At 66.3% G+C, this 12,254-nt stretch carries 9 protein-coding genes; 4 read left to right on the top strand and 5 right to left on the bottom strand.

Features of this window, described 5'->3' with window-relative positions:
- Positions 1 to 47 precede the first annotated feature (47 nt).
- Genes ACSFA2_RS19310 through ACSFA2_RS19320 form a run of 3 tightly spaced genes read left to right on the top strand, consistent with a single transcriptional unit; the run spans position 48 to position 2,459 of the window.
- Positions 48 to 1,067, top strand: a complete 1,020-nt coding sequence (locus ACSFA2_RS19310; protein WP_435456937.1) for a Bug family tripartite tricarboxylate transporter substrate binding protein — start codon at positions 48 to 50, stop codon at positions 1,065 to 1,067.
- A 10-nt stretch (positions 1,068 to 1,077) separates the two neighbouring features.
- Positions 1,078 to 1,980 carry a PhzF family phenazine biosynthesis protein gene (locus ACSFA2_RS19315; RefSeq protein ID WP_435456938.1) on the top strand — a complete coding sequence of 301 codons (903 nt, stop codon included), beginning with the start codon at positions 1,078 to 1,080 and terminating at the stop codon, positions 1,978 to 1,980.
- Complete coding sequence (locus ACSFA2_RS19320) at positions 1,977 to 2,459, top strand: RidA family protein (RefSeq protein WP_435456939.1); 483 nt, start codon at positions 1,977 to 1,979, stop codon at positions 2,457 to 2,459. The genes ACSFA2_RS19315 and ACSFA2_RS19320 overlap by 4 nt, the downstream gene beginning before the upstream one ends.
- Here the strand turns inward: ACSFA2_RS19320 and ACSFA2_RS19325 are convergent.
- From ACSFA2_RS19325 to ACSFA2_RS19345, 5 genes are all read right to left on the bottom strand, one after another.
- A complete protein-coding gene (locus ACSFA2_RS19325; protein ID WP_435456940.1) occupies positions 2,456 to 3,232 on the bottom strand; it encodes an HpcH/HpaI aldolase family protein in 777 nt (258 codons plus the stop codon). The genes ACSFA2_RS19320 and ACSFA2_RS19325 overlap by 4 nt on opposite strands.
- A gap of 2 nt (positions 3,233 to 3,234) precedes the next feature.
- On the bottom strand, positions 3,235 to 4,647 hold the full coding sequence (gene hydA, locus ACSFA2_RS19330; protein ID WP_435456941.1) for a dihydropyrimidinase: 1,413 nt from the start codon (positions 4,645 to 4,647) through the stop codon (positions 3,235 to 3,237).
- The gene (locus tag ACSFA2_RS19335; RefSeq protein WP_435456942.1) at positions 4,644 to 5,597 is read right to left on the bottom strand and encodes a dihydrodipicolinate synthase family protein; all 954 of its coding nucleotides are present in this window, start codon (positions 5,595 to 5,597) and stop codon (positions 4,644 to 4,646) included. Before ACSFA2_RS19335 ends, hydA begins: the two co-directional genes overlap by 4 nt.
- 485 nt (positions 5,598 to 6,082) lie before the next feature.
- The gene (locus tag ACSFA2_RS19340) at positions 6,083 to 10,168 is read right to left on the bottom strand and encodes a hypothetical protein (protein WP_435456943.1); all 4,086 of its coding nucleotides are present in this window, start codon (positions 10,166 to 10,168) and stop codon (positions 6,083 to 6,085) included.
- Between the two features lie 5 nt (positions 10,169 to 10,173).
- On the bottom strand, positions 10,174 to 10,572 hold the full coding sequence (locus ACSFA2_RS19345) for a BrnA antitoxin family protein (RefSeq protein ID WP_435457010.1): 399 nt from the start codon (positions 10,570 to 10,572) through the stop codon (positions 10,174 to 10,176).
- A gap of 469 nt (positions 10,573 to 11,041) precedes the next feature.
- Here ACSFA2_RS19345 and ACSFA2_RS19350 point away from each other — a divergent pair, with 469 nt between their 5' ends.
- Complete coding sequence (locus ACSFA2_RS19350; protein WP_435456944.1) at positions 11,042 to 12,241, top strand: CaiB/BaiF CoA transferase family protein; 1,200 nt, start codon at positions 11,042 to 11,044, stop codon at positions 12,239 to 12,241.
- Positions 12,242 to 12,254 lie beyond the last annotated feature (13 nt).

Genomic DNA, 12,254 nt, shown 5'->3' on the forward strand with positions numbered 1-12,254 from the left:
TCCGGTTGGTGCAGCACGCAGCGCACTCCTAGCATGAAGCCATCGTCATGCTCCCTGGACTCACCGTGCCACACCACCCGACCTCCCCTGCGCGCCGCCACTGGCTGGCCCCTGCGCTTTTCGCCGCTGCGACCCTCGGGCTCGGCGCAACCCCCGCCGTCTGCTCCGCGCAGGCGTGGCCAACACGGGCCGTCACCGTCGTCGTGCCCTTCCCGGCTGGCGGCGGCACGGACCTGGCCATCCGCAGCATCCAGTCCCAGCTCCAGAAGGAACTGGGCCAGCCGCTCGTCATCGACAACCGCGCCGGCGCGGGCGGGACCATCGGTTCGGCCTATGTGGCCAAGGCTGCGCCCGACGGCTACACGGCGGTGCTCGCCACGACGAGCACCCATGCGGTCAGCGTGAGCGTGTACCCGAAGCTCCCCTACGACCCCCTGCGCGACTTCGTCTACGCCGGGTTCGTCGGCACGTCGCCCTATGTGCTGGCGACGAACCCCGGCGTGCGCGGCACCGATGTCAAGACGCTCGTCGCCACGCTGAAGCAGAGCCCCGAGCAATACAGCTTTGCCTCGGTCGGCGCCGGCACGGTGTCGCACCTGCTGGGAGAACAGTTCAGAGCCTATGTGGGCGTGCCGCTGGTGCACGTGCCGTACCGGGGCGCAGCGCCCGCCTACACCGACCTCATGGGCGGCCAGGTGCAGCTGATGTTCGACAACCCGGCGGGCCTGGTGCCCTACATCCGCTCCGGCAGGCTGGTCGCCGTGGCGACGACGGCGCCGAATGCATTGCTCACCGGCGTGCAGACCTTCCAGCAACAGGGCATCCCGAACTTCACGCAGTCGCTCTGGTACGGCGTGGCCTTCCCGCGCGGCACGCCTGCGCCGGTGGTGGAGCGCTTCAATGCCGCGCTGAACAAGGTGCTGGCCGACCGTGCCGTCGCGGCTGACTTCGCCGCCAAGGGCATCAACGCCCGGCCCGGCACGCCGGCCGAGCTGCAGGCCGCGGTCGCAGCCGACATCCCCGCCTGGGGCCGCATCGCCAAGGCCGTGGGAGCCAAGGTTGACTGAAGCTCGCCGCATGCCCGACCCCACCACGCCGCCGGCGCCGGGCGAACGCCGACAGGTCGATGTGTTCGTCGGCGGCCCCGGCGGTGGCAACCCGGTGCCGCTGGTCGCGGACGCGTCCGCGCTGTCGTCCGAGGACATGATCGGCATTGCTCGCGCCACGGGCCACGAATCGGCCTTCGTGCTGACGCCGACGACGGCGGGCGCGGACTGGCGGCTGCGCTTCTTCGTGCCGCAGCACGAAATGGAGATGTGCGGCCATGCCACCGTCGGCACGCTCTGGGCGATGCGCCAGTGGGGACGCTGGAACACGCCCGCCGCGCGCATCGAGACCTTGAGCGGCCTCGTCGATGTCGAATGGGATGCGGCCGGCAGTCGCGTCTGGATCTCGCAGCCCGCGGTGCAGGCACAGGTGCTCTCGCCAGCGCAGGCAAGCCGCGTCGCGGCCGTGCTCGGCCTGCCCGCCGGCGCGGTGCCCGAGATGACCAACGCCAGCACCAGCCGCGTCAAGACACTGGTGCCGATGCCGGATACTGCCGCCCTGCAGGCGTTGCAACCCGACTTCGCGTCGATGGAAACGCTGTGCGAATCCATCGGCTCCACCGGCCTGTATCCCTATGCGCTGGCGGGCTCAACGCCACAGGGCGACCCCGTCGTGGCGGCACGGCAGTTCCCCAAGTCGTCCGGCTATCCCGAGGATGCCGCGACGGGCATCGCAGCGGCTGCGCTGTGGGGCCACCTGGCCGCCACGGGCGTCATCGCCATCGGCACACCGGGCGCGGGCGTCGTCTGCAGCGTCCGCCAGGGCGACGCCATGGGCCGGCCCTCGGTCATCGAGGTGCGCCCGCGCTTCGACGGTGGCTCGCTCGCCGGCTGCTGGCTGAGCGGACAGGTCGGCTGGAGCGGCCCCGCATGACCGCCGCGACGCCCGAGCAACGCCTGGCCGCGGCCGGCCACCGCCTGCCGGCGGCACCGCAGCCGCGCGGCCACTACGCACCCTTCCACCTGTTGCCGATGCCCCATGGCGGCCGCTCGCTCGCCGTCAGCGGCCAGACCTCCCGTGTCGAGGGCGTGGCCATCGCCGGCATCTGCACGCCCGGCGAACCCCTGGATCGCGCCCGTGCCGCTGCCGAGGTTGCGATGCTGAACCTCCTGGCCGCCGTCGCTGCGGCCTGCGGCGGCGCCCTGCCCGAGCGACTCGACGTGTGCCGCGTGCGCGGCTTCCTCCGGACGACCGCGGACTTCACGGCCCACAGTGCCGTGCTCGATGCCGCGTCGGACGTGCTGCACACCGCCTGGCCGGACGCACCCCGCCCTGCACGCACCGTCGTGGGCGTGGCGAGCCTGCCCGACAGCGCCTTCGTCGAGATCGAGCTGGACGCGCTGCTGGCCTAGACCCTCAGCGCCGCCACCCGTACCTCGCCGGCGGCCAGCAGCAGGTCGATGTCGTTGCTGGTCAGCACGAAGCGCATGCCGGCTTCGATGTGACGGCGCAGCAGCGCTGGGTCGACGATGCCGGCCAGCCCCGCGTGCTTGCCGTGCGCCTTGCAGGCCGCGATGACGGCCGCAAAAGCCGACTCGACCGCCGGGTCCTGCAGCTGACCCGGGATGCCGAGTTCGAGCGAGAGGTCGTTGCTGCCGATCAGCAGCACATCCACACCCGGCACCGCCGCGATGCTGTCAGCATTGGCGATGGCGCGCGGCGACTCGAGCATCACGATGCAGAGCAGTTCGTCGTTCGCTGCCGCCATGGCCTGCGGCGCCGGATGCCGCGCGTAGTCGAAGTGCGGCTGCAGCCCGAAGAAGGAGCGCATGCCCAACGGCGGGTACTTGCAGGCGCGCACCGCGGCTGCCGCCTCGACCGCATCGTCGACGTGCGGCACCACGATGCCCTGCGCGCCGCCGTCGAGCAGACGCGAGATGTCGGGCGAGTTCTTGCCCGGCACGCGCACCAGCGGCGCGATGCCCAGCGGCAGCGCGGCCGCGGCGATGTTGGCGGCGGCCGCCGCGTCGACCGGCGAATGCTCGATGTCGATGAAGAGAAAGTCGAAGCCGCAGCGCAGCGCCAGGCCCGCCACGGCCGCGCCCGTGACCTGCTGCACGCCCATGCCCAGCACGGTCTGGCCGGCCTCCAGTCGGCGGCGCGCCACGTTCGGTCGAACCATCATGGTCAGAAGCCCCCTACTTCGCCGCGCACCTGAAACTGGCCGCGCCCCGGGCGACCAAGCCACTGCTCGCCGTCGACGATGAGCTCGCCGCGTGAGAACACCTTCTTCACCACGCCGTGCACGTGCTTGCCTTCGAACAAGCTGTAGTCGACGTTGCTGTGGTGCGAGTGCGCGGAGATGGTCTGTGTGCCCTCGGGGTCGAACAGCACGATGTCGGCGTCGCTGCCGACCGCGATCGTGCCCTTGCGCGGGAACAGGCCGAAGAGCTTGGCCGGCGCGGTGGCCGTGAGCTCGACGAAGCGGTTGAGCGTGATGCGCTTGGGGCGCACGCCGCCGTCGTAGATCACCGTCATGCGCGTCTCGATGCCGGGCGCGCCGTTGGGGATCTTCGAGAAGTCGTGCCGGCCGTGTTCCTTCTGATGCACGCGGCCCATGTGGCCTTCCTTCATGCAGAAGGGGCAGTGGTCGGTCGAGATGAGCTGCAGGTCGTCGGTCTTGAGCGCGGTCCACAGCGCGTCCTGCGACTGCTTGTCGCGCAGCGGCGGCGTCATCACGTGCTTGGCGACCGAGAAGTCGTCGCTGTCGTACACCGACTCGTCGAAGAAGAGGTAGTGCGGGCAGGTTTCGGCGAAGACCGGAATGCCCAGATCGCGCGCCTCGATGACGTGCTTGAGCGCCTCCTTGGCCGAGAGGTGCACGAAGTACACCGGCGCGTTCGCCAGCTCGGCCAGCTTGATGCCGCGGTGCGTCGCCTCGCCTTCGAGGATGGCCGGCCGCGTGAGCGCGTGGTAGCGCGGCGACGTGTGGCCCTGCGCCAGCGCTTCGCGGATCAGCAGCTCGATCACGTTGCCGTTCTCGGCGTGCAGCGCGACCATGCCGCCGTGCTCGCCGACCAGGCGCATCGCCTGGAAGATGGCCGCGTCGTCGACCATCACCGTGCCCGGGTAGGCCATGAACATCTTGAAGCTGCTCACGCCTTCGTGGCGGATGGCGTGCTTCATGTCGCCCAGCACCTTGTCGTCGACGTGCGTGAGGATCACGTGGAAGCCGTAGTCGATGCTCGCGCCGACCGACGCCTTGGCCTGCGTGCGCGCGATGGCGTCGAGCGGACTGTCTTCCTTGCCCTGGAAGGCGAAGTCGATGATGGTGGTCGTGCCGCCGAAGGCCGCGGCGCGCGTGCCCGACTCATAGTCGTCGGCGGTGGTCGAGTCGCCGAAGGTGTTGTCGAGGTGGGTGTGCACGTCGACGCCGCCGGGCAGCACCAGCAGGCCGGCCGCGTCGATGACGCGGGTGTCGGGGCCGACGTCGAGTTGCTTGCCGATGGCGGCGATCTGGCCGTCGGCCAGCAGGATGTCGGCGCGGTAGTCGTCGACGGCCGTGACGATGCGGCCGTTGCGGATGAGGGTTTGAGTCATACGGCGGATTCCTCTGTGGTTGTCAGGCCCGCGGCCTTCAGCGCCTGCGCCAGCATCGCGACCTCGCCGTCGGGCAGCGGCCCCATCGGCGGGCGCATCGCGTCGCTCGGGATGTGGCCCAGCAGCTTCAGGCAGGCCTTGAGCCGCGCGTTGGCGTGGCCGCCGGGGGCCGTGCCGTAGATGGCCTTGGCCAGCGGGTAGATGCGGTCGTTGAAGGCGCGCGCCGAGGCCAGGTCGCCCGCCTGCATCGCGCGGTACAGGCCCACGACCAACTCCGGCGTGACGCAGGCCAGGCTCACCAGGCTGCCCGCGGTGCCGACCGCGAAGCAGGTCAGCAGGTGCTCGTCGCCCGAGGCCATCACCATCACCTCCGGCGCCACGCGCGCCACGAGGCGCAGGTTGGCTTCGTAGGCGGCGGCTTCCCAGCTACCTTCCTTGATGCCGATCACGTTGGGCAGCTGCGCGAGGCGCTCCAGCACGTCCGCCGTGTAGGCGAGCGCACCGGCGCGCACGCCGGCCTGGTACAGGAAGAGCGGCAGCGAGCTGTTCGACGTCGCGATGCGGTGGTGCCGCATGGCCATGTCGGCGTCTTGCGAGAGCGTCCAGGAAAACGGCGGAAACACCAGCACCGCGTCGGCGCCCGCGGTCTCGGCGTCATCGACATGGCGCTGCGCCTCCAGGCTGTCTTCGGCGTTGATGCCGCACACCAGCAGCGTGTGCGGCGGGCAGGCCTGCCGCGCGATCTCGACCACGCGGCGCTTCTCGTCGCGGCCCAGCATGAAGTTCTCGCCCGCATGCCCGTTGATCAGCAAGCCGGTGATGCCGTCGGCACGCGATACGGCCGACAGGTGCGCGGCCAGGGTGTCTTCGTCGATGCCGCCATCGCCCTGCAGCGGGCACACGGTGGCGGCATGGATGCCGCGGAAATGATCGAAGGACTCGGAAGGCATGGCGGCGCGCAATGAAGGACTGCGGCCACCTTAGCGGCGCGTCGGGGCGGCGGCCAATGCGGTTTGGGGGTGGGACTATAAGGGTAGCGAATAGCAGCGCCGCTTGGAGCAACAGCTTGTGCAACAACTTCGAGCCGCTGGGCAATCACAGTCACGACGCTGTCTTGGCTCATATCGGAGCGGCGAGGTTGTTGAGCTTGACCCGGTATGCGGCCGTCTGGCACGAGTTCGGAGCGACGGGGTATGCGGGTAAGTCAGATGACTGCTACGCAGCAGTAGCCGTCGGTCGTCCAGTGTAAGCAGCGGGCTACTCTCGGCCACAACCAGTCGTTGGCGAACGGAAGCTTTCTGGCCTGCTGGTGGATAACTTACAGATCCTCAATGCGGCTGCGACTTGCGCGCAAATGAAGCGCCTGCAGGAAGCGGCGTCGACAACTGCAGCTTGTTGTCAGTGGTGACGGAATCGGTGAGCTATTACAGCTGGGCTAGATAATTCGCTTTTTGGGGTTTGTCACAAAGTCGCGGCGCTGTCGTTGATCCTCAATCGTTGCTCTTGGAAGATCGACTACCACCCCATTGAACCCCTTTTCCGTGTGCTTCGTTATACGCACCTTCCACGGCGATTTGATAGGGAGCAATTTCTTCCATTCCCGAGGATCATGAGGAATGTCGTGGGCCATTATCAAGCCAACGGCCGATCTAGCGCGCATGAATATGCCGTACGGTGCGAAACCGTCGACCGTGCATTCGATCACTTCGCCTACGCATGGCAGTGCAACTGCCGTTGTTGGCCGACGTGCACGCACACGATCAAAGGTTCGATCAGCGTAAACCACCACTACGCGAATTGAATCTCGTACGCGCACGCTGCTGTCCGGCGGGCTGAGCACTGCAAACATGCCACCGGCAAGCTGTAGCCTAATTACGCGGCGCTCGACAGCCACAACAGTGGCGGGCACTTCCTGCCCGCTATCTATCCAGCGGTCAATCTCTGTCCACGCTGGACTTTCTTTGCGGCCGCGAATGCACTTTAGCAATTGCTGCAGCTCCAGTGGCGCAGCTCCAGCATCGAAAGAGTTGAGGATACGCTCTGCCTTGTGGAGCCAACCTGCGTTGGGATGAGCTTGAGCCATGAGTGCCAACTCAGTGGCCAGCTTGAGGAGCGCCTGATCCGTCGGCCAAGCGGTTAACGCCTTAATCAGAACCAATGGCCAAGATCCGTGGGTCCTATGGCCCATACACCATGCGCGCGCTGCCTCGGAAACGCCAGGAAGAGCTGTCAGTCCCCCATCGAGCATCGCCTCGAGCGCGTGACTGGCAGGACCTGGCGCGAGTTCAGCCATTTGGGGTAGCCAGCGAACGACGAGGATATCGGTACGTTGTAGGTCTTCAACCTCAAGCTGCGCGCGACTGAGCAAAAGCGCGTTAAGAATCGGCAAAACATTGTCCGCATTCGAGGCGCCCTGAGCCACGGCGAGCCCGGCTCTTAACAGTCGCTGTACGCTCCAGCCCTCGGGCAGGTCCTGCGCCCGCGTCAGCAGCGCTTTCCAGACGAACTTCCACTGGGCCATGTCTTCCCGCCCTTCCAGCCACTGACAACCCAGCTTAACCAGCCGCTGCTCGCTCCAGCCCTCGGGCAAGGCCTGCGTCCGCACCATCAGCTCCCTCCACATGTGCGCCCACGCGTCCTTGTCTTCTCGCTCTGCTAGCCATTCACCGCCGAGCTTCACCAGGCGCTGCTCGCTCCAACCCTCGGGCAAGGACTGCGCTCGCGTCAACAGTTCCTTCCAGACGTATCCCCACTGATCCTTATCTTCTCGCCCCGCCAACCACACGCAGCCGAGCTCGACCAATCGCTGCTCACTCCAGCCCTCGGGCAAGGACTGCGCCCGCGCCAGCAGTTCCTCCCATATGTACCCCCACTGGTCCTTGTCTTCCCGCCCTGCCAGCCATTCGCAACCCAGCTTGACCAGGCGCTGCTCACTCCAGCCCTCGGGCAAGGACTGCGCCCGCGCCAGCAGTTCCTCCCATATGTACCCCCACTGGTCCTTGTCTTCCCGCCCTGCCAGCCATTCGCAACCCAGCTTGACCAGGCGCTCCTCGCTCCAGCCTTGGGGCAAGGTCTGCACCCGCGCAAGCAGTTCTATCCATACATACCCCCACTGGTCCTTGTCTTCCCGCCCTGCCAGCCATTCGCAACCCAGCGCGATCAGGCTGATCAGGTCGTGTCCTTCCGGTGGGCCAGGCAGTGACTCTTGCCATACATGAGCCCAGTGCCCGCCGTTCTGATGCGGCAACGCATATGCCAGTAGATTTACAAGCGACTGCGGGTCAGCGTTTGGGGCACGACGCAGAGCCTTCCAGACAAAGTGCCAATCGGCCTTGTGACCTTGAAAGCGAAGCCACTGGCGAGCGCAAATTTCCAGCACCTTGCGCTGTTCGTCCTGCGCGTTGTGCCACACCGCTTCCCAGACCTGCGACCAACCCGCTTCGGGTGCGCCTGCGCTGTCGGCCAGCCGGGATACCGCCCAATCGATCAGCGCTGCATGAGCCGGATGTCGGGCCCAAAGGCGGCCCCACCATACCGGCCACCAGCCCAGACCAGCTAACTCAGTCTCTGCCAGATCGATAACCCGCAAGGCGTCCGCGATCAGTTCGTACATCGGCCTGCTCAACACAGGCAGGGCTGCCGGCCAGCAGGCCAAGCTGACGTACATGCCGGCCTGCTGCCGGATGTCGCCGCGAGCTGGGTATGCAAGCCAAGCCTCCACGCATCGCTCGGCTAGGCGTTGCTCGTCGACCACCTGCATACGCTGCGCGCGGGCCTGCCCCCCGTCGGCAGAAAAGGCAAGCAACAGGCGCTGGGCCAGCGCGCTGTGCCCACCCGACAAAGCTTGCTGGAAAGCATCGCCCAAGTCTTCAGCAAACAGACGTGGCCGTGCGGGCTGCAGCAAGTGCAAGTAGATCGCATCGCTCAGGTGCGGATGCGTCAGACGCAACCAGCCCTGCCCGGCTTCGGCCGTTTCGAGCGCAAAGTCGCCATCGCGGTTAATGTCTTCCAGATGCGCCCGGTCTTCGCGGCCCAGCCAAGTGGCCGGCGCACGCATGTAAAGGCGATTGACGGCCAGGCACAGCCGGATGCGCCGCATGAATTCATCGCCATGGTGCCGCAGTCGAGTTGCAAAGCGCTGGCCGAATTTCCGCATGTCGCCGCTGGCCAGTTCAGTTGCCACCGACACAAACAAGCCCTGCCCTTGGGCACACTGTGACAAGGCTAGGCCTGACCAGAGATTGGTCGCCACGGCCGGACCGCTGGTGCCTAGGTGCGGCGCGGCCCATGCCACGAACCTCTCGGTTTCCGCCCGGCCCAGCAGCGGCACCTCATGCGTCTCTACAGAGAAGCCTTGGAAGCGGCTCTGCTCTATGAAATCGTCAGCAAATTCGCTGGGACCGCAGGTAAGCAGCACCGGCCAGTGGCGTGCCCCCTGGTCATCGATCAAGATGCTGATTCGGCCAAGGTCGACAGTGTCTCGTGCATCTAGGTCAAAGATGTCGTCGACTGCCAGAAAGTCGGGCGTCGCCCAGCCTTCGCCGCGGGCAATCTGCGCAAGCGCGTGTTCCAATTCTTCCGGTTTAAGCCACAGCACGCTGTGCCCCGCCTGCACCAAGTCGCTCACCACGTTGAGCAACACCACACTCTTGCCAGCACCGGAGCGGCCCGCTAGCCAGTGCACGCTCAATTCGGACGAGAGTGTCTGCAGAGCCTGCTCGCGCAGTTCCACAGCGCGACATAAGGCTTCGCCAGCCAACCTAGGCCGAGGCATGTACTGGCCGCGACGCCAGCGCTCCCAAGTGACTCGCTTTCCTACCTCCAGCTGCTGTGAAGCTTGCTCTGCGACGAGCACATCGCCGGCTTCGAGTCGCTGCCCGCATGCCGCCGCCTGCACTCGGCCTTGCTGGTAGCGCTCGACTATCGCCTCCCAGCATGCCGAAGCATCGCTTACATCAATCCGCCGATGCAAGATGCTGTCCAGAGCGAAGCGCAGGAACCCAAATGGGTCTGAATGGCGGCCCCATAACGCAGCAAGCGCCTGCCAACGGGGGTTGGACAGTTGCTGGGGCACTCGCAGCCGGCCCTCAGCGTGCAACCTGTTCACCAGCTTGGCGTGCGGCGATGCAGAGGGTAATCTTGCCCAGTCAAGGTCGATGCTTCGGTGTTGGCATACCACACCATAGCAAGGCTTTACCGGCTGAGCCTGTGCTAAGTCCACCGATTCGATCGCTGCGACTTCTTCAGCTGCGCTGTCGAGCGTGGCAGCCGTCAGAGTGCGTTTCACCTGCAGAAGAACTAGCGACCCGTCGTGACCTCGAATGGCCACGTCCGACAGCGCTTCGACAAAGACCTGTCCCGCTTTCTCAAAATCATGTGAGGCGACCAGGCAGCTGACGGCTTGGGAGATCGCGACCTCCGCCTGATAAGCGAAGCCCGCCATCGCATAGATGCCCCCGGTCGCCCGGCGCGACTGAGCCCGCGAATACGCGTTAAGCAGAATATCGACGGCGGCAGGCAACGGAATCATAAGTAGTCTGGCAACCGACCGGCCAACCTTAACGAAACACGCAACATCGCGTAGATACATGTCTGGCAGCAGTCACCAGTTGCACGCAAGGCCTCCAGAACATCGGATTCAAGCCGCAGCTTCCACGGTTGCTTCGTCTGCGCAGCCTTCGAATCCAGGGGCCAGCAGGCCTTCCGCAACTGGACGCTATTACGCGAATGTACCTTGCCCACCCGCCCGGTTTTGATCGCGGGCAACCCCCGATTCAACTCGCGAATTTGACGCTTGATCGCTTCAGCAATCCTCTTACTCCTTCTGTCCGTCCAAGAGAACCGACGGCATGTTCTTGAGTCTGACGTTGACAAAGGCCAAAAGCAACACAACCTCGCTGCGCGGTCCACACCAACAAGACGCATCAATAGATGCAAGCATTGAATGTACAGCCGTTCAATCGCGTCTTTGCCCACGTTGCAATGCTTGGCTCGACGGCACCATCTAGGCGCTCAATCGACTTAACGCGCGCAGGCAGCAGTCGCTGCGCTCCAGAATGGCTTAAGTGCTTGAGGTCACACAGATTCCTCATGGCGCGATGTCTGGGCTCAACGTCGATAGGAAATTACCCGACGCTCGGCGGAGCGTTTGAGGTGGCTGCGAACAAGCAGCTCGAGCGGAATGTATAGCGGCTACTCCGAGCGCAGACAGTCGCACTGACTTCGCCGGCAGACCGCCGTCAGTCTGAAGCAGCCGCCGGCGACTACGCAGCAACTGCGCCACAGCTATGCGGCTAACTGATAGTGCCCCGCAAATATTGAATAAGCCGCACCGGCCTCGGTAAGCCACCCCGCGTCTATCCTGAAAGCGCCCCACCGCTTTTCAGGAACTCGCATGCTCTCCGGCTTCAAGGTCATCAGCTTCAACCACTTCCACGCCGGGCCGATGGCGGCCCAGTTGCTGGCCGACATGGGGGCCGACGTGATCGCGGTGGAGCCGCTTGACGGCGCCTTCCACCGCAACTGGGCGGTGGCCAACCACTTCGTCGCGGGCCAGAGCGTGAACCTGCTGACGACAGGCCGCAACAAGCGCAGCCTGGCGCTGGACATGAAGTCCGAGGCCGGCAAGGCGGTCGCGCGCAAGCTGGTCGAGGGGGCAGACGTGGTGATGGAGAACTTCCGGCCCGGCGCGATGGCGCGGCTTGGCTTGGGCTACGAGCAGATCAAGGCTTTCAACCCGCGCATCGTCTATGCATCGGTCAGCGGCTACGGCGCGAGTGGCCCCGACCGCGATCTGCCGGGGCAGGACTTGCTGCTGCAGGCGCGCTCCGGCTTCGCCGCGCGCACCGGCCGCGCCGACGGGCCGCCGACGCCCGCGGGCCCGGTCATCGTCGACCAGCATGCCGCGTCGCTGCTGGCGATGGGCATCCTCGCGGCGCTGCTGTCGCGCGAGCGCACCGGCCAGGGCCGCCTGGTCGAAGGCAGCCTGCTGCAGTCGGCCATCGATCTGCAGGCCGAGTCGATGACGGCCTGGATGAATGGCGCGCGCTCGGCCACGTCGCGTGGCCCGCACGGGCTGGCGAGCTGGTGCGGCTCGGGGCCTTCGGGCATCCACGCGACGGCCGACGGCCACCTCGCGATCTCGATGGCGGCGCCCGCCGACCTGGCGGTGGCGCTCGACCTGCCCGAGCTGGCCGGCTTCAACACCGCGGACAGCTTCTCGAACAGCACGGAGATCACGCGCATCGTCGCGCAGCGCATGCCCGCGCGCACCACGGCCGAATGGCTGCCGCTGCTCGCGGCGCGCGGCATCTGGCACATGCCGGTGAAGGACTACGACGAGCTGCGCGACGACGCCCAGCTCGCGCACCTCGGCGTGTTCATCGACGCGGAGAGCGTCGAGGGCGCGCCGATCACGATGCTCAACCACCCGCTGCGCTACGACGGCGCGGCGCCGCCCGTGCGCTTCGCGCCGCAGAAGCTCGGCATGCAGACGCGCGAAGTGCTCGGCGAACTCGGCTACGGCGCCGACGAGATCGATGCACTGCTCGCCACCAAGGCTGTCGGCGCACCGCCGGCGCCCTTCTCCCACTGATCCTCATCGCCCA

This window comes from Variovorax cryoconiti, from assembly GCF_051216395.1.
Lineage (GTDB): Bacteria > Pseudomonadota > Gammaproteobacteria > Burkholderiales > Burkholderiaceae_C > Variovorax.